Genomic DNA, 20739 nt, shown 5'->3' on the forward strand with positions numbered 1-20739 from the left:
CGCGACTGGACCCAGGCGCGAGGCCGGGGAGACGGTGGCGCTCGGGGAGCGCCCTTACGCCGCCATCGCCGGGAGCTGCCAGTTCACCTTGGCCATGTCGGCGGCCAGCGCGTCGGCCTTTTCCTTCGGCAGCGGCAGGAACGGCGCGCGCACGTTGCGCCAGGACGCCTTGCCGCTCTCGCGGGCCAGCAGCTCCTTCAGGCCGGCGGCGGCCGGGTAGTTCTGCAGCGCCAGACGCTGGGCGGTGAGCTGCTCCTGCAGACCCTCCATGTCCGGCGCGCCGGCCTTCCAGGCGGCATAGACCGCGCCGCAGAGCGACGAGGTGCAGTTGCCGGTCGCGGTGATCGTGCCGACGCCGCCGGCCTTCAGAGTGTCGAGCAGATAGCGCTCGGTGCCGGCGAAGACGTCGAAACCGTCGAACGCCTCGGCCATCGCCTTCATGTTGGCGAAGTCGCCGGAGCTGTCCTTGATGCCGCAGAACACGCCGGGGAATTCCTTCAGGAACCGGCCGATCAGGTCGTGGCTGAACGGCACCGCCGACATCTGCGGGAAGTGGTAGAGATAGATCTTCATCCGGTCGTCGCCGACCGCCTCGACCACCCGCGCGAAATGGGCGAACAGGCCGTCGTCGCTCGGGTTCTTGTAGTAGAACGGCGGCAGCATCAGCGCCGACTCGATGCCGATCTCCAGGGTCTTCTTGGTCAGTTCGACCGTTTCCGGCAAGGAGCAGCAGCCGGTGCCGATCATCATCCGGTCCATCGGCAGCCCGGACTCGCCGAGCACGTCGAGGAAGTCCAGACGCTCCTTCAGGGACAGCGAGTTCGCCTCGCCCGTGGTGCCGAACAGCAGCACCCCGTCGCAGCCGTTGGCGAGCAGCCACTTGCTGTGATCGAGGGTGCCCTGGACATCGATCGACAGATCGTCGTTGAACGCGGTCAGGCCTGCGGCCATCACGCCTTTGATGCGCTCGCTCATCGGTTTCCTCCGGGCGGTATGTTGAGCGCCGACCATATTGCGCAGTTCCACGGCAATCAAGCGCCCGCGCGCCGCGGCGGTGCCTCAGCCCCCGATATATTGGCGCAGGGTCTCCGCCATCTTCTCCGGCGCGATGCCATGGTTGAAATGGGTGACGTACCGGCCGTTCGGATCGAGCAGGTAGGTGATGGAGGAGTGGTCCATCAGGTAGTCGGACGCGCCCTCATCGTCGGCCTTGGCGTAATAGACCCGGAATTCCCGGGCGACCTTGGCGATCTGCTCCTCGCTGCCGGTCAGCATGGCGAAGCTCGGGTGGAAATACTCGTGATAGCCGGCGAGCTGCTCGACCGTGTCGCGCTCCGGATCGATGGTGATGAAGATCGGCGTCACCTTCTCGGCCAGCGGGCCGAGCGCGTCCAGCGCCGTGGTGACGGTCGCCATGGTCGTGGGGCAGATATCGGGACAATAGGTGTAGCCGAAGAACACGATCTGCCAGTCGCCCTGGTAGGTCTTCTCCGTCACCTGCCGGCCGGTCTGGTCGGTCAGGGTGAACGGTCCGCCGACATCGACCTCGCCGTCCTTGGCCTGCCAGATGAAATAGCCGGCGGTCACCGTGCCGACGAGGGTCGCGGTGAGCAGGGTGACGACGAACAGGAAGACGCGGGACGACATGGGATCACCCTTCGGCGGGTCGCGGAACAGGCACGCGCCCCGGTCATATGGGACGGCGGTGCCCGCGTCAAAGCCGGCGCGGCCCGATGCGGCGGAATTGCCGCAGGCGCCGGCGGCCCGTAGGCTGTCGACATGAGCGATCCGAAAACCCTGCGGATCTTCGTCGGCACCGCCGAGGGCACGCGCCTGGCCGAGCGGCTGGCCGAACATTTCTGCCCGGCCGCGCGCCTGCTGGTCACCCTGCATTCCGGCGCGAGGCCGCCCCGCGGCTGCCTCGTCGACCGGCTCGGCGATACGGAGCCCGGCAAGGCGGCGACGGTGATCGACGCCCTCGACCCGTTCGACCGGTCGGCGGTCCGGGCGCTGCGCGAGACCGCGCGGCGGCGCTCGCTGCCCCGCCTGACCTACCGGCCGCGCGGCTGGGAGCGGCATCCGCTCGACCGCTGGGTGGAGGTTCGAGACCTGGAGGGCGCCGTCGGCGCGGTCGCCTCGGTCGCCCGTACCGCCCTGCTCTGGCTACCGCCGCGCGACGTCGCCGCCTTCGCCACGGTCGGCGGTCTGCGCTTCCCGACCCGCCTCGCCCGGCCGCCGGTGACATGGGCCCTGCCGCCGCGCTTCGAGCCGATCCTGGCCCCGCCCCCCTACAGCGTGGCCGGCGACACCCTGCTGCTGCGCCGCACGGGGGCCCAGGCCGTGGTCATGCGGAAGACCGGCGCCGAGACCGACGCGCCACTGGTGCGCGCGGCCCGCAGCCTCGACCTGCCGATCGTGATGATCCGCCCGCCGATCGAGCGCAGCGAGGTGCCGGCCCGCTCGATCGACGTGGCCGTGGACTGGGTGGACTCGATCCTGAACCCGCCGGACTACCTCAGAACCGCCAGGGAGTGGCGTTGACGAAGACCACCGCGGACTGGCCGTCGGGATAGAGGTCGATCCGGCTCACCGAGACGGTCTCCGCATGGAAGGACAGCGCCCGTTCCGGCGCCAGCGCCAGGGCATGGGACAGGGCCGCGCGGATCGATCCGCCGTGCATGACCGCGACCACGTCGCGGCCGGGAAGCTTGGCGCTCCACTCGTCCAGCGCCGCGCTGACCCGGCCGACCACGTCGACGAAGCTCTCGCCGTTCGGCGCCCGCTCGTCCGCCGGCGCCAGCCAGAACCGGCGATAGGCCTCCGGATGGCGCTCGCGGATCCGATTGCGGTCGCCGCCCTGCCAGTCGCCGAAATGCTGTTCCATCAGGCGCGGCTCGTCGATCGGGTCCGGTCCTTCGGCGCCGGCCGCCCTCAGCGCCGCCGCGGTCTTACGGGTCCGGTTGAGCGGGCTCTGCAGCCAGACGGCCTGCGTCGGCAGCAGCCGGGCGACCGAGGTGAACACCTTTTCGTCGGCCACGTCGCAGTCGAGATCGATCTGGCCGTAGATGGTGTTGGTCGGATTGATCACGGGGGCGTGGCGGACGAGCCACCAGCGGGTCGGCGCGGGCATGCGGTCTCCTTCAGGCAGCGAGATAGGCGGCGATGGCGGCGAGTGCCGCGACCTCGGCGGTCTGTTCCGCGGCGCCCAGCACGTCGCCGGTGAGCCCGCCGATCTGCCGCCGGGCCAGCATGCCGACGAGGACGGCCGCGACGCCGGCGGCGATGGCGGCGGCGAGGCCGATCCCGGCGGGCAGCACGAACAGGGCGACGGCAACGGCGATCGCGGCTGCCCAGAGCGCGCCGGTGCGTCCCGGCTTGCCGGCGGCACGGCCGAGCCCGTCCCCGGCCGCGAAGGGCAGCGCGCGGGCCAGGCCGGGCACCACGCCCCGGGCGACGGCGTGGGCGGCGATCATCGCCAGCACGGCGGTATCGGCATCCAGGGCGGCGAGGCAGGCAGCCTTGAGGCTCACCGCCAGGATCAGGGCAAGGACGCCGTAGCTGCCGATCCGGCTGTCGCGCATGATCCGGCGCTTGGCCTCGGGATCGCGCCCGCCGCCGAACCCGTCGGCCAGATCCGCCAGCCCGTCCTCGTGCAGGGCGCCGCTGGCCAGGGCCGAGGCAGCCAGGGCGATCAGCGCGCAGACGGCGCCCGGCAGGCCGGCGGCATCGGCCACCGCGAAGGCCACGCCGCCGATCAGGCCGATCGCGAGGCCGACCACCGGGAAGGCCCAGGCCGCCGCCATCAGCGGGCGCGGGTCGGTGATCGGCCGGGGCCAGGGCAGGCGCGTGAGAAACACGGTGGCCAGGCCCAGCTCGTCGAACCAGCGCGAGGTCGGCCCGCCGGAGCCCGGACCGTCGGAAGGAGGCGTATCGGTCATGTCGATGGTCTCGCTTTGCGTCACATCGGTCGAGCGGGTATAGCCTTCGCCCGACGTTGCAACAACCGTGGCCCCAAACGAGGTCCCACTCGAGGTCTCATGTCCAAGACCGGTTTCGACCCCGCCGACGCCTCGCTCGACGAGATCCGCGCCCTGTTCAAGGAACTGCCCGGCCCGGACCTGGAGGCCGCCACCTCGGCCGCCGAGCGCGAGGCCCAGCTCACCAAGCCGCGCGGCTCGCTGGGCCGTCTGGAGGAGCTGGCAAGCTGGCTGGCCACCTGGCAGGGCCGGCATCCGCCGGAGATGCGCCACCCGCGCACGGCGGTCTTCGCCGCCAACCACGGCGTCGCCGCCCGCGGCGTGTCGGCCTATCCGGCCGAGGTCACCGCGCAGATGGTGCAGAACTTCATCGCCGGCGGGGCCGCGGTGAACCAGCTCTGCCAGGCCTTCGACGCCGACCTGCGGGTCTACGAGATGGCGCTGGAGCAGCCGACCCAGGACTTCACCCAGGGCCCGGCGATGGACGAGGGCGCCTGCGCCCGGGCGATGGCCTACGGGATGATGGCGGTGGAGCCGAACCTGGACGTGCTGTGCCTCGGCGAGATGGGGATCGCCAACACGACCTCGGCCGCCGCTCTGGCCTGCGCGCTGTTCGGCGGCGAGGTCTCCGACTGGGTCGGCCGCGGCACCGGGGTGACCGGCGACGCGCTCGCCCGCAAGACCGACGTGGTGGCCGAGGGTGTGGCGAAGCACGCCGCCCTGACCGATCCGCTGGAGACGCTGGCCGCCCTGGGAGGCATGGAGCTGGCGGCGATCGCCGGTGCCGTGATGGCGGCGCGCCTCGCCCGCACGCCGGTGGTGCTGGACGGCTTCGCCTGCACCGTCGCCGCCTCGGTCCTCTGGAAGATCGACCCCAAGTCGCTCGACCACTGCATCGTCGCCCACCGTTCCGTCGAGCCCGGCCACGCCAAGCTGCTGCAGCTCATCGACAAGGAGCCGCTGTTCGACTTCGGCATGCGGCTGGGCGAGGGCAGCGGGGCGACCCTGGCCATCGGCATCCTGAAGGCGGCCGCCGAGTGCCATGCCGGCATGGCGACCTTTGCCTCGGCCGGCGTGTCCACCGCCTCGTCCAAGCCGCACTGATGTCCGCGAAGCCCGCACCCTGGACGGTCGAGAGCAGCCGGATCGCCTATTCCGACCGCTTCCTGCGCCACCGCATGGACCGCTGCGTCACCGAGCGCGGCAACCTGCTCGACCCCTATCATGTGATCGAGTTCAACGACTGGTGCATGGTGGTCGCGCTGACGCAGAGCGGCGACCTGGTGCTCGTGGAGGAATACCGGCATGCGGCCGGCGAGATCGTCCGGGGTCTGCCCTCGGGCACCGTGGAGCCGGGAGAGGCTCCCGCCGTCGCCATGCCGCGGGAACTGCTTGAGGAGACCGGCTACGAGGGCGGGGCGTGGTTCACCCTGCCGAGCTACTGGTCGAATCCGGCGACGGCGGACAACACCTGCCACGCCTATCTGGCGGTGGGCGTGTCGCCGACCGGCAGCCAGAAGCTGGACGACGGCGAGACCATCGCGGTCGTCACGGCCGATCCGGCGGAGACCCTGCGCGAGATCCTGAGCGGCGAACGCAAGGCCCATGGGCTGCACATCGCCAACCTGCTGCTGGCGCGGGAGGTTGCGCGGTCCGAGCTGGCCGACCATCCGGCGGCGGCGAAGCTGATCGGAAACTAGCCGTCGTCCTGATGCAAATCAGGACCATGATACGGACGGCCGACACAGCGCGGCTTGGTCCTGACGTGCATCAGGATGACGGCAAACGTTTACTCCCCGGTCTGCAGCAGCTTGCCCTCTTCCCGCGCCTTGGCGAAGGCCCAGGCGAAGGTCGCGGCACCGATCCCCAGATACACCACGTCCAGCAGCAACGCCCGGCCCAGCAGGTCCCAGCGGAACACACCCTCGACCATCAGCGCCCGCATGCCCTCGAACACATGGGCCGACGGGGTCAGCCAGGCGAGCCAGCGCACCGTCTCCGGCAAGGTCTCCACCGGGTAGTAGACGGCGCTGATCGGCGCCAGGGCGAACATCGCCACCCAGGCAAGCGACTCCGCCCCCAGCCCCGCGCGCAGCACGATGGCGGTGATCACCATGCCGATGCCCCAGCCCATCCCCATCAGCACCAGGAAGAAGGCGAGCAGCGGCAGGCCGAGATCGAAGATCGAGAACTCGTAGAGCAGGATGGCGATGACCGCCGCGAACACTCCGCCGAGCACCGTGCGGATCGCGCTCATGGTGATCAGCGCCGCCACCAGCTCCCACGGCCGCAGCGGGCTGACGAACAGGTGGCCGAGATTGCGCGACCACATCTCCTCCAGGAAGCAGATGGTGAATCCGATCTGGCCCCGGAACAGCAGGTCCCACAGCAGCACGCCGGCGATCAGCACGCCGCCGGCCTGGGCCAGCCAGCTCGACTGGGTCATGAAGAACTGGGAGACCAGCCCCCACAGGATCATCTGCACCGTCGGCCAGTAGGCGAGCTCGGCCAGGCGCGGCCAGGACCCGCGGATCAGGTACCAGTAGCGCCGGACCATGGCGGCGATCCGCCGGGCGGAGGCGGCGGGGCCGTTCACCCGGTGCATCTCGGTTGTCACGCTCATGCCGGCACCTCGTCGCTGGCGGGTTCGGCCTCCGGCTCGGCCCTGCGGTCGCGGGCGATGTCGAGGAACACGTCCTCCATGGTCCGCCGTCCGTATTTCGCCAGCAGCTCGGCCGGGCTGCCCTGGTCGACGATCTTGCCCGCCCGCAGCATCAGCACCGAATCGCACAGCCGCTCGACCTCCGCCATGTTGTGCGAGGCCAGCAGGATCGTGGCGCCGGTATCGGCGCGGTATTCCTCCAGATAGCGGCGTACCCAGTCGCCGGTATCCGGGTCGAGCGACGCCGTCGGCTCGTCCAGCAGCAGCAGGTCCGGATGGTTCACCAACGCCTTGGCGAGCGCCACCCGGGTCTTCTGCCCGGCCGACAGCTTGCCCGCCGGCCGGTCCAGCAGATCGGCGATGTGCAGCCGGTCGGCCAGCTCCGCCACCCGACCCTTGGCGTCGGACACGCCGTAGAGCTCGGCATAGACGATCAGGTTCTGACCCACGGTCAGCCGGTGCGGAAGCTCCACATAGGGCGAGGAGAAATTCATCCGGTGCAGCACGGCATAGCGGTCTCGCACCAGGTCGTGGCCCAGCGCCCGCACCGCGCCGGAGGTCGGCAGCAGCAGACCGAGCAGGATGGAGATCGTCGTCGTCTTGCCCGCTCCGTTACCGCCCAGCAGGGCGACCGTCGCGCCCGACGGCACGGAGAACGAGACGTCGTCGACGGCGCGCACGGTGCCGAAGGACTTCGTCAGATTCCTGACTTCAAGGGCAGGGGTCATGGGAAAACCGGGTCGTGGGGGATCGGCGGGAAGCAGGACCATAGGCGCTCGATGCCGGCCTGGAAAGTTTCGCGCGCCCGCGCCATTCTGCGGCGATGACATTCGCCCATGACAGCCTCGATCCCGGCCGCCCGGTCACCACCCGCACGGTCAGCGTCCGCACCCTCGTCGTCATCCGCTGGGTGGCGCTGGCGGGCCAGGTGGCGGCCCTCGTCCTGGTCGCCTTCGGGCTCGGCTCGCCGGTGCCGCTGCCGCCCAGCCTGGGCGTGGTCGCCGTCTCCGCCCTGCTGAACCTGCGCCTGCAGATGCGCCGCGACGGCCGCGAGCGGCTGCGCGAGGGCGAGGCCGCGTTCTACCTCGCCTTCGACATCATGCAGCTCTCGGTGCTGCTGTATCTGACCGGCGGGCTGGAGAACCCCTTCGCCCTCATGCTGCTGGCCCCGGTGACCGTGTCGGCGACCATCCTGGGACGCAAGTCCACGGTGAACCTGTGCCTGCTGGCGATGGTCTGCGCCTCCCTGCTCACGGTGAGCCATCTGCCGCTGCCCTGGGTGGAGGCCGAGTTCGCCCTGCCGGAGCTTTACGTCACCGGGATCTGGTGCGCCCTGGTGATCGCCCTGGTGTTCAACGCCGCCTATGCCTGGTGGGTGGCGGAAGAGGCGCGCCAGCTCTCCACCGCCCTGGCCGCGACCCAGCAGGCCCTGGCCCGCGAGCAGCGCATGGCCGCCATGGGCGGCATCGCCGCCGCGGCCGCCCACGAACTCGGCTCCCCGCTCGCCACCATCGCCGTGGTCGCCCGCGAACTGGCGCGCGAACTGCCGAAGGACAGCGACCTGACCGAGGACGTCCAGCTCCTGCTGTCGGAAAGCCAGCGCTGCCGCGAGATCCTGGCCAGCCTCGGCCGCGACCCGACGCCCGACGCCGCCCAGCCCTTCACCGCCATCCCGATAGACCTTCTGGTCGAACAGGCCGCCGCCCCGCACCAGCGCGACGACGTGGCGGTGATCGTCGAGGTGCAGGACCGCGACAGTCTCGCCGAAGGCACGGCCGGCCGGCAGGTTCCGACCGTCACGCCCAGCCCGGAGCTGTTGCACGGTATCGGCGCCTTCATCCAGAACGCGGTTCAGTTCGCCAAGGCGACGGTGGAGGTCGCGATCGTGGTCGGGCCCCGGGCGCTCACGGTCACGATCGAGGATGACGGACCGGGTTTCCCCCTGACCCTGCTGACCCGGCTGGGCGAGCCTTATGTCTCGGGTCGGGGCAACCGGGACGGCCATATGGGCCTGGGCGTGTTCATCGCCATCACCCTGCTGGGACGGACCGGCGCGCAGGTGGAATTCGCCAACCGCCACGAGGGCGGCGCCCGGGTCGTGATCCACTGGCCCGACGGAGTGATCCGCGGCGACTGACCGGCGGAGGCTGCCACGTGAATACCTAGAAAATATCTGGATTCAGAAATATTCCAGAGATCTTCTGGATATTCACGTTTCCTAAATCTCAGGAGCGCTATTTGCGCGCGCTGTTGCTGATTCAGTCCCAACCTTCCTGATATTTTTGGAGCCTATCCTCCCCAAATGAAAAATCTCTCCATCATGGCCAAGATCTCCGGCCTCATCGCGTCCCTTGTACTCGTGGCGGCCGTGATCGGTGGCGTCGGCATCTACGCGATCGATGAGCTTGCCGATCAAACGCAGCACGTCAGCGTCGCCGGCGAAGAGGCTCTCCTCGCCGCCCGCGTCAACCGCAATGTCGCCCTGCTCAACCGCGCCGAGTTCCGGATCGCCGCCGACCCGAGCCAGACCATCCTCGACGAGGCCAAAGCAACGATCGCCGAGGAGCGCGCCAAGATCGACGAGCGTCTCACGCGGCTCGACGAGACGGCCACCCCGGTCCAGTCGCAGATGCTCGACACGATCCGCGCGGCCTACGCCGCCTATGTCGTCGAACTTGAAGAAACCCTCGCGATCGCCGAGAAGGTTTCCGGCAACGTTCAGCTCGATGCCGCCCAGCAGGAACTCGTTCAGTCGGCCCGCTCCTCGCGCGCCTCGGCCAACGAACTCGAGGAGGCGGTCCGCGCCTATGCCAATGGCGCGAAGGACGAGGCCCGTGGCACCGCCAAGACCGCGATCGAGACCGGAAGCACCCTGAGCCTGACGATGATCGTCATCGCCGCCGTCGGCCTGCTCGCCGGGGCCGGCGCCGGCTTCGCACTTGGCCGATTTGGCGTCGCACTTCCGCTACAAAGAGCGGTCGGGACGCTGCGTCAGCTCGCCGGTGGCGACACCGCGACCCAGATTTCCGGCGGCGATCGCGGCGACGAGATCGGTGACATCGCGCGCGCCATGGACACCTTCAAGCAGGGCCTGATCGAGCAGCGCCGGCTCGAGGCCGAGGCCGACGAGAACAAGCGGCTGGCCGAGGAACGCCGCAAGGCCGACCTGATCGCGCTGGCAAACCAGGTCGAGGAGCGGATCGGTCAAATCACCCGCGAGGTTGGCAAGTCGGTCACCGACCTACATGCCGCTTCGACCCAGATGTCGGCCGCGGTCGAGGAGACCTCGGCCCAGAGCACGGCGGTTGCCGCCGCCTCCGAGCAGGCCAGCAGCAACGTGCAGACGGTCGCAACGGCGTCGGAAGAGCTCTCCACCGCCATCGCGGACGTGACGCACCAGGTCGCCGACACCTCACGGCGGGTCAACAAGGCGGCATCCAATGCCGCGAGCGCCCAGTCGGAGATCGAGAAGCTGACCGCGGCCGTCACGACGGTCAACGCGGTGATCGAGGACATCAACGGTGTCGCCGAGCAGACCAATCTCCTGGCCCTGAACGCCACGATCGAGGCGGCCAGAGCCGGCGAGATGGGCAAGGGCTTCGCGGTGGTCGCCGCCGAGGTCAAGGGCCTGGCCCAGCAGACCACCAAGCTCACCGAGAGTGTCGCCGGCCGCATCGAGACGGTCGTGTCCTCCGCCGCCCATGTGGTCAGCGTGCTCCGGAGCCTCATCGAGGAGATTTCGGAGATCGACGAGGCGGCCACGGCCGTCGCGGCCTCGGTGGAAGAACAGTCCGCCGCGACCCAAGAGATCAGCCGGAACGCGACGGAGGCGGCTGCGGGCACCAGCGAGGTGTCGTCGAACATCACTGGCGTCCAGACGGCGGCAACCCAGACCAGCCAGGCGACGATGATCGTCAGCGGTGCCGCAAACGGCCTGCAGACGAACATGGTGGCCCTCGAGAAGGCCGTCGATCAGCTGGTCGGCGAGTTGCGGACCGCCTAAAGCAATTCACGATCAGGTGGAAACATCTGCTCGTGAATTGCTCTGTCTCTATTGGGTTAGAGGGCGATCCACGGTTCAGGTCGTTTCGACCTGAACCGATCGCGCTCTGACGCAAGACGCGGTCATCCGGGATCACCAAGAGATCCCCTCGACGTGCGACACACTCCAGCCGTCGCCATACACCGCAGGGCGGCGTCCGACCCTATTGCTAGCCACGGGCGCCGTCACATTATAGAAACGGGGGGAACGCCGGTCACTCATCCGGATCGGCGCCCGGAACGTAAACGGACATCATGACGATGGCTGATCAACCGGAACCGAAAGCACTGACAGCGCCCAGCGGCGGGGACGTCACCCTGCTGATCGTCGATGACGACGCGCCGCTGCGCAACCGCCTCGGACGGGCCATGGAACGGCGCGGCTTCGACGTGCGTCTTGCGGAATCCGTCGAGGAAGGTGTCGGAATCGCCCGGCGGGAACGCCCGGCCTATGCGATCCTCGACCTGCGGCTGTCCGACGGCAACGGCCTCGACATCGTCGCCGCCCTGCGCGATGCACGATCCGATGCCCGGATCATCATGCTGACCGGCTACGGCAACATCGCCAGCGCCGTGGCCGCGGTGAAGGCGGGCGTACTCGACTACCTGCCGAAGCCGGCCGATGCCGACGCGATCACCGCCGCCCTGCTCGACCACGCGGACGCGCTGCCGCCGCCCCCGGAAAATCCGATGTCGGCCGACCGGGTGCGCTGGGAGCATATCCAGCGGGTCTACGAGCAGTGCGACCGCAACGTGTCGGAGACCGCCCGCCGGCTGAAGATGCACCGCCGCACCCTGCAGCGGATCCTGGCCAAGCACGCGCCGCGGGATTGAGGGTTTCCCCTTGATGTAAGGCCTTGTGCCGGGGCCTACAGGTCTGCGTGCTTAGCGGTGGAACGCAATTCTCTGTCGACAGGGCAACCCCATGCGCGGGCCCCGGCACAAGGCCGGGGCGTCAGTTCAGGGTCTGGGTGGGGGAGAGAGCGGGAAAAGAACCGCTAGAGCAGATCGTGCGGTGACGGGATCACTCCGTGATCGCGTCAACGTGCGTGAATATGCTCTATCTGATTGTTTTAGAGACAAATTCACCGACCATATTGAAACATGAAATGATTCAATATGGTCGGATTTGGCTCTAGCTCACCCGGCTTTCCTGGGTGAGCAGTTTGTCGACGTAGCGGCCCTGATACATCGTGATGCCGAGCGACTGGCCGAAGCGGATCGCCTCGTCGCTGTCGCAGCGGGTCAGGATGATGCGGGCGCGGCCGCAGCGGTCGATATGTTCCTTCAGCTCGTTCGTCCGGTTGCCCGACAGGTCGTCGGCCATGTCCGGCGACCAGATCAGCTTCAGCAGGTCGAGTCCCAGCCGCTCGCGGTCTATGAACTGCAGCGTCAGGTGGTTCAAGCCGTCCAGACAGATTCGGTAGCCGCGCTCGCGCATGAAGTCGCGGGCGAACATGTAGGCGCCCATGTCGCCGAAGATGTCGATCTTCTGCAGCTCGATGACCACGGTGCCGCGGGCGATCGCCTTCAGCGAGCTGTCGAAGTTCAGGAACGGCGGCGACAGGATGGTGCCGACATTCAGGTTGATGCTGAACGAACTGGCAATCGACGTGTCGTCGTTGCGCACGAGCATGGACAGCATGCGGGAGTCGAGCGTCTGGGTCAGGTGCTGGAACAGCCACAGGTTCGAGGCCAGGTCGAATTCCGGCAGCACCGACTGCTGCAGGTCGGCGATCGAGATATAGAGCTCGCGGAACACCGGCTGCGGGTTCATGTTGCCCGGGGTGATGGCGCAGACCGGCTGACGGCGCATCAGGTTCGACAGGTCGGCGCGGCGCAGGAAATTCTCCAGCTTGCCGAGCTGCTCCGGATCCAGCGCCTTGCGCGAGCCCTTGGAGCGCTGCTGGCCCTTCTCGCTGGCGACGGCGAGCCGCGCCTTGCGCTCGCGCTCCCGGTGCATGGACTTCACCAGGTCGAGCAGCTCGTCGTACTGGCTCTCGACATTGTACCAGGTGCAGAACCGGGCCAGATCCTCTTCCTCGTCGCCCTGGCTCAGCGGATCCTCGCTGAACAGGTAGCGCACCTTCATGATCGCCGCGTCGATATCCTCGATCGCCGCGTCCTTGCAGATGAAGAAGAGATCCATGTTCGAGAGGATGAAGATCTGCCCCTCGTAATTGTTGGTCATCCCCTCGAAGGTCGCCGCCGCGATCCGGATGTGGTGCTCCTGGCGGTTCTGCGGACGCAGGCGCGACAGGTGAATGTGCACCGCCATCCGCCCGTCGAGATTGCGTCCGAGACGCTGGAGATAATCGAGCAGGAGATATTCCTGGCTCGGCCCTCGTGATCGGTTTTGCGTTTGGCTCAGCGCCATCGTCGTCCCGCTCTGGTCAATCCACCCGGTCGGCCACCGCCTGAAGCCCCGGGCAGGGATGCGAAGCTATCACTGTCTGCTACCCAGGTAAACGCGACGCACGGTTAAGAAATCGGAAATAACAGCAGGGTTTCTACGAATTTAGCCGTACTCCGACCGGAATCCATCCTCTCCGATTCGACAATATCAGAATTATGGCCGGCGGCTCAAATCAATGACCAGTCGGTCGGAACCGTCGACACGATCTCCAGGGTCGGGTTGTCGTCGTCGACCACATCGAGGACCGCAACCTCGCCCGCGTCGTTCTGCAGCAGCAGGTCGCGGGTGAAGGACGGGGCCAGATCCTCGAGGTCGAGGATCCGCCAGTTGGCCTCCACGGTGATGGTCTCCTCGGCCGCAACCGACGCGCCGTCCATCATCCACAGGGTGGTGGTGTCGCCGGAGCGCCAGACCACGTCGGCCTTGCCGTCGCCGGAGAAGTCGCCCACCAGATCGGCCTCCCAGACGGAGTCGAGCTGACCGACGTCGGTGCGGGTCACCGCGTTGCCGTCGGATTCCCACACGCTGACGGTGCCGTCCGCCGCGCGCACCAGCAGATCGTCGCGCCCGTCGCCGCCGAAATCGGCGATGCCGACGATTTCCGTCGAGGCGTCCAGCGCGAACTCGGCGGACCGGGTCGCGCCGCCGGCATCCGCCACGTCGATCCAGGCGCTGATGCCGCCGGTGGCGCCGTTGCGCCACAGCAGGTCGTCCGTCCCGTCGCCGTCGAAATCGCCGGTGCCCGCCAGGGACCATCCGGCGCCCACGGTCTGGGTCAGACCGGCGGTGGACACGCCGTTGTCGCCGAGCTGCCAGACCGAGACGGACCCGTCTCCGCTCAGCAGCAGGTCGTCGGTCCCGTCGCCGTCGAAGTCGCCGATGGCCGCCACCGTGGCATCGGTCGGCAGGCCGGTCTGGGTGCCCTGTTCGGTGATGCCGGCGGCATCGACGCCGACCACCGTGGTCGCCCCGGTCGCAGTGTTCTGGATCAGATGCTCGTCGGCCTGGCCGTCGCCGTTGAAGTCGCCGGACGCCAGGATGCGCTCGTCGGCGCCCAGGGCCCGGGTGTCGAGCACGGCGGTGCCGTCCTCGTCGACCAACAGCGCCCGCAGCATGCCGTCATCGCCCTGGGCGGTGACAACCGTGGCGTCGTCAGCCACCGAACCAAGACGCGGCAGCAGATCGCGCACCGGCTCCTCGCCCAGCACCAGTTCCACATTGTCGATGCGCGCGCCGTGATTGTCCGACGTGCCGTCGGCATCGGCGCCGACGAAGGAGATGGTGTGCTCGCCGACCCCCAGGTTCAGGGTGACCACATCGCTGTGCCACGAGGTCTCAGCGTGGGTCTGGGTGTAGACGACCTGCCCGTCGATCTCGATGCTGAACTCGCTCGTCGCCGCCGGATTGTTGCTGTACTGGCGCGCCGAGAAGTCGAAGGACAGGGTGTGCAGCCCGGCTTCCTGGATGGTGAATTCCTGGGTGACCTTGGCGTTGGTGTCGCCGCTTCTGCCGCCCTTGTCCGGATGGCTGTCGAGTTCCAGCACCTGGTTGTCGTGACCGCTCTGGATCGCCTGGCCGCCCAGATCGTCGTCCTGGATCTCGATCGGCGCGGTCCCGGTGACATCCGGCGTCGCATCCTCGGCGAACCAGCCCTCGATCTCGGTGAAGGTGCCCCAGCGGCCGTGGTTCAGCGCCGGAGTGTTCTCGAAATCGCCGTTCAGCAGCAGGTTCACCCCGGCGCCCGGACCCATGTCGCCGCCGATGACCAGCCGTTCGATCCCGTCGAGCGTCACGCCGTCCAGATCGTCCATGCTGTCGATATAGACGGTGTCGAAGCCGACGCCGCCGACCAGCGAGGTGTCGCCCGCACCGGCATACAGCGCGTCGTTGCCGGCACCGCCCGACAGGGCGTCATTGCCTTCGCCGCCGATCAGGGTGTCGTCGCCGTCACCGCCGGAGAGGGTGTCGTTGCCGGCCCGGCCGTCGAGTTCGTCATTGCCGGAACCGCCGAGCATCAGGTCGTCGCCCGAGGTCCCCGCCTGCGGCAGCAGGGTGCGGGCCGGCTCGGTGCCGGAGACCAGTTCGATATTGTCGATCAGCGCGCCGTGGCGATCTTCGAGGAGGGTGCCGCGCAGGCTGATCGTGTGCTCGCCGACGCCCAGATCCAGGGTCAGCCAGTCGCTCACCCAGGCGTGCGGCGCGTCCTCCTGGCTGTAGACGACCTCGCCGTCGATCAGGATGTCGAAGCCGCTGGTCTCCGCAGTGTTGCCGTTGAACTCGCGCGCGGCGTAGTCGAAGGACAGGGTGTAGGTGCCTTCGTTGAACACCGTGAAGGCCTGCTCGACCAGCGCGTTGTTGTGGTTGACCGGCTGGCCGCCCTCCTCCGGACCGGAGTCGAGTTCGAGAACGTTGTTGTCCGACGCCCAGCTGTCCGGCGATACCGGCGCGCCGCCGATGCGGCCGTGCTGGATCTCGATCGGCGCGGTGCCGGCGATCTCCGGGTCGGTGTCGATCGCGGTCCAGCCGTCGATCTGCTGGAACATGGTCCAGACGTTGGTCAGCTCGGTCGGCGTGGTCTCGAAATCGGCGTTGATCAGCAGGTTCTGGCCTTCGCCCGGACCGGTGCTGCCGCCGACCACCAGATGCTCGATCCCGTCGACGGTCACGCCGTCCAGATCGTCGATGCTGTCGACATAGAGCGTGTCGTCGCCGGCCCCGCCGATCAGGCTGGCATCGCCGGCGCCGCCATACAGGGCGTCGTTGCCGTCGCCGCCCAGCAGCACGTCGCTGCCCGCGCCACCGACCAGGACGTCGCCGGCCGAGTTGTCGGCGCCTTCGGGCGTCACGGAAATGCCCGTGATCAGGTAGTCGCTGCTGTCGGAAGACCCGCTCTGGCTCACGCCGCCATAGGGCAGGGCGGTGAAGACCAGCGTGTCGAAGGCAGCGGCGGGTGCGATCTCGACAGTGGTGGAGATCCCGGTCTCTGAGGTGGTGTCGATATCCCCCTCGCCGACCAGCACGCCGTCGCGATACGCCGTCCAGTGGCCGACTTCGCCGCCGCTACCCTCATTCGGGAACAGGCGGTCGACCTGAACCGTGGCACCGGTGGCCGGACTGTCGAGCTCGACGATGAGCTGTTCGGAGACGCCCGTGGCCGGGTCGTAGCCGAGCTGCACCGCCGGGCCGGTTCCGGTGTTGCCGTCGACGCCGATGTTGGAGCCGGACGTGGAGACATGCGCGACGCTGGCATCGGTCAGCGCGCCGTCGACGATCTTGCGGCCGGTGACGGCGTAGCCGGTATCGGTCTCGGCATAGTTGGAGGCGTTGATCTCGAGCGCGGCCGGATTGGCGTCGCCGTCGCCGGAGATCGTGTCGTTACCGGCGCCGCCCGACAGGGTGTCGGAGCCGCCGCCGCCGGAGATCACGTCGTCGCCGGCCAGCCCGGAGATCAGGTCGGCGTCGGGCGAGCCGATCAGCGTGTCGTCGCCCTCGGTCGGGCCGAACGGATTGACGAAGCCCGCCGCTTCCAGCGCATCCATGTCGGCCGCGTTCGGGTTGGAGGCCTTGGTCTCCTGCCGGTCGGTCTCGTCGATCTCGTAGCGCACGACCATCGTGCCGCTGGGCGCCTCGCTCCAGAAGAAGCTGTCGCCCGGCTCGGCGACGAGCGGCCCGTCCTGCGGATCCTCGACGCCGTACATGTCGGCGGTGGCCTCGATCGCCACGTCGTTCGGGTTGTGCAGGCGCCAGATCTGCTCAAGGTCGCCGTCGCCGTCGAGATCGGCCTTGCCCATCGCGGTCAGGGTCAGCCGCTCAAGCGGAACGGTCTCGGCCAGCGCGATGTCCACGCCATCGGCATCGACGGTGAGCTCGGCCGTGCCGAAATCGCCGTCGACCTGGAAGCTGGCATCGACATTGCCGTCGCCGTCGGTGTCGAGGTTGACCGTGGTGACGTCGTTCTCGGAGGTCAGGGTGACGTCGAGCTGGCCGGTGCCGCCGGTGACCCGGATGGCGTCCTGCTCGGCGTCGTAATCGGTGATCCGGTCGCCATCGAGATCGGCCGCCGTGCCGGCGAAGGTGTCCGCACCGTCACCGCCCGTGAGCGTGTCGGCTCCGGCGCCGCCGGACAGCAGGTCGGTCCCCGCGCCACCGAGCAGCGCATCGCTGCCCGCTCCGCCGGACAGGGAATCCGCGCCGTCGCCGCCCGAGAGCACGTCGTTGTCGGCCAGGCCTTCCATGCGGTCGTTGCCGGTACCGCCCGACAGGGTGTCGTCGCCGGAATTGCCGGCCAGCCAGTCATTGCCGGAGCCGCCGGAGACCAGGTCGTCGCCGACATTGCCCCAGGCGACGTCGTCGCCCTCGCCACCGATCAGGGTGGTCGCCCCCTGGCCGTAGCGGTGGCTCGCCAGATCGAGGATGTCGTTGCCGGCGCCGCCGTCGATCACCTCGATGCCGGACAGGCGTCGGCCGCCGTAATCCAGCACGATATCGTCGGCGCCGTCGGAGCCGAGCAGGGTGTCGCTGTCACCGGTGCCGCTGTCGGTATAGGTGTCGTAGCGGGCATGGCCGGCACCGTTGGAACCGGTGCCCTCGGCGTCGGTGATGCTGCCGTCGGTCAGCGGGTTCTCGGGATCGCCGACCTGATAGTTCTGGATACCGTTGGTCTGGTCGCCGGTCCACAGGTACAGATCGTCGCCGGCTCCGCCGTCGAGGCTGTCGCGTCCAGAGCCGCCGCTCAGGGTGTCGTCGCCCGCACCGCCCTTCAGGGTGTCGTTGCCTGTGCCGCCCTCCAGGCGGTCGCCGCCGGTGCCGCCGGACAAGGCGTCATTGCCCGCGCCGCCATAGACGGTGTCGGCGCCCGCGCCGCCACTGACCACGTCGTCGCCGGACTGGGCGTTCACCAGGTCGTCGCCGGCGAGCGCATCGATCGTGTCGTCGGTACCGGAGAGGCCCGTGATCGTGTCCGCGCCCTCGGTGGCGCCATAGGGATCGACCGGATCCTCGCTGAGGGTCAGGGTGAGACCGCCCGCGGTCTCGGTCAGCGTCGCGCCCTGGTAGTTGCCGGAGACCCGGAAGCTGGAAAGCGGGTTGCCGTTCCCGTCGTCGCCGATTTCCACCAGGGTCTTCGTGCCCTCGATGGTCAGCGAGACCGGCGTGCCGGTGTCGGAGAGGTCGGAGATCACGATCTCCTCGCCCTCGGCGTAGTCGCCCAGCAGGTCGCCGTTCAGATCATCCAGCGTGCCGGTGAAGACGTCGTCGCCGGCATTGCCGAACAGGTAGTCGGCACCCGCGCCGCCGCCGATCGTGTCGGCGCCGTTGCCGCCGAACACCCAGTCGACGCCGTCGCCGCCCTCGATGGAGTCGTTGCCGGCACCGCCGGTGAGCTGGTCGTTGCCCGCCTCACCCGACAGGGTGTCGTCGCCGCCATCTCCGGCCAGCCGATCCACGCCGTCCCCGCCGACCAGCAGGTCGTTGTCGCCGCCGCCCGCCAGGGAGTCGTTGCCGTCACCGCCGCGCAGCGTGTCGGAGGCCCCGCCGCCGAGCAGGGTGTCGTTGCCGGCACCGCCATCGAGCAGATCGTTGTCGGCCCCGCCGTCGAGCCGGTCCTTGCCCTCGCCGCCCGACAGGGTGTCGTCGCCGGCACCGCCGCTGATCGTGTCCTCGCCGTCCTGGCCGAGCACGACATCGTCGCCGTCCTCGCCGTTGAGCACGTCCTCGCCCTGGCCGCCGGAAATCGTGTCGTTGCCGCCGCCGCCGAACACCACGTCCGCCGCCGAGAGGGCGGTGATGAGGTCGTCCTCCTCGCCGCCGGAGAGCGTGTCGCTGTCCGGCGTGCCCATCAGGCCGTCATTGCCCTCGCCGCCGGTCAGCGTGTCGTTGCCGGTACCGCCGGAGATCGTGTCCCCGACACCGCCGCCGAAGAGCGTGTCGGCGCCATGGCCGCCGCTCAGGGTGTCGTTGCCGCCGCCGCCGACCAGCACATCCGTGCCGTTGCCGCCGCGCAGGGAATCCTCGCCCGCGCCGCCGGACAGCGAGTCCGCGTCATGGCTGCCCTCAAGCGTATCGTCGCCGGCGCCGCCGAGCACCGTGTCCGACCCGTTGCCGCCGCCCAGCGCGTCGTTGCCGTCGCCGCCGGAGAGCGCGTCGTTGCCGTGACCGCCGGTCAGGCTGTCATCGCCCTCGCCGCCCGTCAGCGTCTCGCTCTGACTGCCGTTGTTGCTCGACTGCCAGCCGCCGTTCTGGTTCTGGATCCCCGGACCGGAGCCGTCGCCGAAATACAGGTAGGTCTGACCGCCCTGAACCGTCGCCGACACACTGTCGAAGCTGCCGGTCATGTCGAAGGTCATATCGGCCGAGCCGTCGCCCGTGGTGTCGATGGAGACCGTGGTGACGCCGCCTTCGGTGCTCAGGCTGACGGCGTCGCTGTCGAACGACCCGGCGACCCGGACCAGGTCCTGGTTGTCGTAATCGCTGATCAGGTCGCCGTCGCCGGCCACGAAGGTGTCGCGGCCGAGCCCGCCGACCATTGTGTCGCTGCCGGCACCGCCGACCAGAAGGTCGTCGTCATGCCCGCCCGACAGGGTGTCGTCACCGGCGCCGCCATAGAGCTGATCCGGACCGTTTCCACCCACCAGGAGGTCGTCGTCGCCACCCGTCAGGGTGTCGTTGCCATCGCCGCCGGTCAGCGTGTCGTTACCGTCACCGCCCGTCAGCGTGTCGTTACCGTCACCGCCCGTCAGCGTGTCGTTACCGTCACCGCCCGTCAGCGTGTCGTTGCCGTCACCGCCGGTCAGCGTGTCGTTGCCATCGCCACCGGTCAGCGTGTCGTTACCGTCGCCACCCGTCAGCGTGTCGTTGCCGTCGCCGCCCGTCAGCGTGTCATTGCCGTCACCTCCGGTGACCGTGTCGTTGCCGTCACCGCCGGTCAGCGTGTCGTTGCCATCGCCACCGGTCAGCGTGTCGTTACCGTCGCCGCCCGTGACCGTGTCCTGGCCGCCGTCGCCGCCTTCGGGATCGGGGGTCACGAGGATGCTCTTGATCAGATAGTCGCTGCTGTCGTTGGTCGCGGTCTGGCTCTGGCCGCCATAGGGCAGCGCGGTGAAGACGATCTTGTCGAAGCTCTGGCCGGGCTCGATCGTGACGGTCGCGGACGAGCCGCCGCTGGCGAAGATATCGCCCTCGGCCACCAGGGTGTCACCGTCATAGACCGCCCAATGGCCGGTCTCGCCGCCGCTTCCTTCATTCGGGAACAGGTGGGTGATCTCGACGCTGGCCGAGGTGGCCGGATCGTCGAGATTGACGATCAGTTCCTCGGAGATCCCGGCGACCGGGTCGTAACCCAGCTGCAGCCCCGGACCGGAGGCCGGGCCGTCGACGCCGAGGCCGCCGCTGGAGGTCGAGACGTAATCCACGCTCGGTTCGGTCAGAGCGCCGTCCACGATCCGCCGGCCGACGATGGCGTAACCGGAGCCGGTATCGGTGTAGTTCGAACCGTCGATGGTGAACGGATCCCCACCGGTCAGCGTGTCGTTGCCCTCACCGCCGGTGAGCGTGTCATTGCCGTCGCCACCCGTGACCGTGTCGTTGCCGTCACCGCCCGTGACCGTGTCGTTGCCGTCACCGCCCGTGACCGTGTCGTTGCCGTC

The 20739-nt window shown here is 68.8% G+C and carries 14 protein-coding genes; 6 read left to right on the plus strand and 8 right to left on the minus strand.

Features of this window, described 5'->3' with window-relative positions:
- Positions 1 to 54: 54 nt before the first annotated feature.
- Entirely contained in the window at positions 55 to 975 is a 921-nt protein-coding gene (locus G578_RS0120990; protein ID WP_028795909.1) for a dihydrodipicolinate synthase family protein, read from the minus strand.
- A gap of 84 nt (positions 976 to 1059) precedes the next feature.
- Positions 1060 to 1647, minus strand: coding sequence for an SCO family protein (locus tag G578_RS0120995; RefSeq protein WP_028795910.1), 588 nt, complete (start codon positions 1645 to 1647; stop codon positions 1060 to 1062).
- 132 nt (positions 1648 to 1779) lie between these two features.
- On the opposite strand from G578_RS0120995, the gene G578_RS28750 reads away from it, so the two are divergent.
- Positions 1780 to 2541 (plus strand): precorrin-6A/cobalt-precorrin-6A reductase, encoded by a 762-nt coding sequence (locus G578_RS28750; RefSeq protein WP_028795911.1) that lies wholly within the window; start codon positions 1780 to 1782, stop codon positions 2539 to 2541.
- On the opposite strand, the gene G578_RS27485 is transcribed toward G578_RS28750, so the two are convergent.
- Together G578_RS27485 and cobS are read right to left on the minus strand one after the other, a co-directional pair.
- A complete protein-coding gene (locus tag G578_RS27485; RefSeq protein WP_038015603.1) occupies positions 2516 to 3130 on the minus strand; it encodes a histidine phosphatase family protein in 615 nt (204 codons plus the stop codon). The two genes, G578_RS28750 and G578_RS27485, sit on opposite strands and share 26 nt — an antisense overlap.
- A 10-nt stretch (positions 3131 to 3140) precedes the next feature.
- On the minus strand, positions 3141 to 3938 hold the full coding sequence (gene cobS / locus G578_RS0121010; RefSeq protein WP_051245124.1) for an adenosylcobinamide-GDP ribazoletransferase: 798 nt from the start codon (positions 3936 to 3938) through the stop codon (positions 3141 to 3143).
- 99 nt (positions 3939 to 4037) lie between these two features.
- Here cobS and cobT point away from each other — a divergent pair, with 99 nt between their 5' ends.
- Both cobT and G578_RS27490 read left to right on the plus strand, forming a co-directional pair.
- The gene (gene cobT / locus G578_RS0121015) at positions 4038 to 5081 is read left to right on the plus strand and encodes a nicotinate-nucleotide--dimethylbenzimidazole phosphoribosyltransferase (protein WP_028795913.1); all 1044 of its coding nucleotides are present in this window, start codon (positions 4038 to 4040) and stop codon (positions 5079 to 5081) included.
- Positions 5081 to 5677 carry an NUDIX hydrolase gene (locus G578_RS27490; RefSeq protein ID WP_051245125.1) on the plus strand — a complete coding sequence of 199 codons (597 nt, stop codon included), beginning with the start codon at positions 5081 to 5083 and terminating at the stop codon, positions 5675 to 5677. Before cobT ends, G578_RS27490 begins: the two co-directional genes overlap by 1 nt.
- 89 nt (positions 5678 to 5766) lie before the next feature.
- Here G578_RS27490 and G578_RS0121025 read toward each other — a convergent pair whose 3' ends face one another.
- Positions 5767 to 6600: an ABC transporter permease gene (locus G578_RS0121025; protein WP_038015606.1), complete on the minus strand. Its 834-nt coding sequence runs from the start codon at positions 6598 to 6600 to the stop codon at positions 5767 to 5769.
- Entirely contained in the window at positions 6597 to 7367 is a 771-nt protein-coding gene (locus tag G578_RS0121030) for an ABC transporter ATP-binding protein (RefSeq protein ID WP_028795915.1), read from the minus strand. The genes G578_RS0121025 and G578_RS0121030 overlap by 4 nt, the downstream gene beginning before the upstream one ends.
- A 95-nt stretch (positions 7368 to 7462) precedes the next feature.
- Between G578_RS0121030 and G578_RS0121035 the strand changes: the two genes are divergently transcribed.
- From G578_RS0121035 to G578_RS0121045, 3 genes are all read left to right on the plus strand, one after another.
- Positions 7463 to 8776 carry an ActS/PrrB/RegB family redox-sensitive histidine kinase gene (locus tag G578_RS0121035; RefSeq protein ID WP_028795916.1) on the plus strand — a complete coding sequence of 438 codons (1314 nt, stop codon included), beginning with the start codon at positions 7463 to 7465 and terminating at the stop codon, positions 8774 to 8776.
- A 165-nt stretch (positions 8777 to 8941) separates the two neighbouring features.
- Positions 8942 to 10642 carry a methyl-accepting chemotaxis protein gene (locus tag G578_RS27495; protein WP_051245126.1) on the plus strand — a complete coding sequence of 567 codons (1701 nt, stop codon included), beginning with the start codon at positions 8942 to 8944 and terminating at the stop codon, positions 10640 to 10642.
- A 299-nt stretch (positions 10643 to 10941) separates the two neighbouring features.
- Complete coding sequence (locus G578_RS0121045) at positions 10942 to 11514, plus strand: ActR/PrrA/RegA family redox response regulator transcription factor (protein WP_211228985.1); 573 nt, start codon at positions 10942 to 10944, stop codon at positions 11512 to 11514.
- A 301-nt stretch (positions 11515 to 11815) separates the two neighbouring features.
- On the opposite strand, the gene G578_RS0121050 is transcribed toward G578_RS0121045, so the two are convergent.
- Positions 11816 to 12958 (minus strand): hypothetical protein, encoded by a 1143-nt coding sequence (locus G578_RS0121050; RefSeq protein ID WP_245565666.1) that lies wholly within the window; start codon positions 12956 to 12958, stop codon positions 11816 to 11818.
- A gap of 305 nt (positions 12959 to 13263) precedes the next feature.
- On the minus strand, positions 13264 to 20739 hold a 7476-nt coding region (locus G578_RS30235; protein WP_038015609.1), incomplete at its 5' end, for a hypothetical protein.

The sequence above is a fragment of the Thalassobaculum salexigens DSM 19539 genome (assembly GCF_000423805.1).
Classification (GTDB): domain Bacteria; phylum Pseudomonadota; class Alphaproteobacteria; order Thalassobaculales; family Thalassobaculaceae; genus Thalassobaculum; species Thalassobaculum litoreum.

What these genes read in the sequence shown, in the direction of transcription:
- G578_RS0120990 (WP_028795909.1), bottom strand. Translation starts at nt 975, where the DNA reads ATGAGCGAGCGCATCAAAGGCGTGATGGCCGCAGGCCTGACCGCGTTC.
- G578_RS0120995 (WP_028795910.1), bottom strand. Translation starts at nt 1,647, where the DNA reads ATGTCGTCCCGCGTCTTCCTGTTCGTCGTCACCCTGCTCACCGCGACC.
- G578_RS28750 (WP_028795911.1), top strand. Translation starts at nt 1,780, where the DNA reads ATGAGCGATCCGAAAACCCTGCGGATCTTCGTCGGCACCGCCGAGGGC.
- G578_RS27485 (WP_038015603.1), bottom strand. Translation starts at nt 3,130, where the DNA reads ATGCCCGCGCCGACCCGCTGGTGGCTCGTCCGCCACGCCCCCGTGATC.
- cobS (WP_051245124.1), bottom strand. Translation starts at nt 3,938, where the DNA reads ATGACCGATACGCCTCCTTCCGACGGTCCGGGCTCCGGCGGGCCGACC.
- cobT (WP_028795913.1), top strand. Translation starts at nt 4,038, where the DNA reads ATGTCCAAGACCGGTTTCGACCCCGCCGACGCCTCGCTCGACGAGATC.
- G578_RS27490 (WP_051245125.1), top strand. Translation starts at nt 5,081, where the DNA reads ATGTCCGCGAAGCCCGCACCCTGGACGGTCGAGAGCAGCCGGATCGCC.
- G578_RS0121025 (WP_038015606.1), bottom strand. Translation starts at nt 6,600, where the DNA reads ATGAGCGTGACAACCGAGATGCACCGGGTGAACGGCCCCGCCGCCTCC.
- G578_RS0121030 (WP_028795915.1), bottom strand. Translation starts at nt 7,367, where the DNA reads ATGACCCCTGCCCTTGAAGTCAGGAATCTGACGAAGTCCTTCGGCACC.
- G578_RS0121035 (WP_028795916.1), top strand. Translation starts at nt 7,463, where the DNA reads ATGACATTCGCCCATGACAGCCTCGATCCCGGCCGCCCGGTCACCACC.
- G578_RS27495 (WP_051245126.1), top strand. Translation starts at nt 8,942, where the DNA reads ATGAAAAATCTCTCCATCATGGCCAAGATCTCCGGCCTCATCGCGTCC.
- G578_RS0121045 (WP_211228985.1), top strand. Translation starts at nt 10,942, where the DNA reads ATGGCTGATCAACCGGAACCGAAAGCACTGACAGCGCCCAGCGGCGGG.
- G578_RS0121050 (WP_245565666.1), bottom strand. Translation starts at nt 12,958, where the DNA reads ATGGCGGTGCACATTCACCTGTCGCGCCTGCGTCCGCAGAACCGCCAG.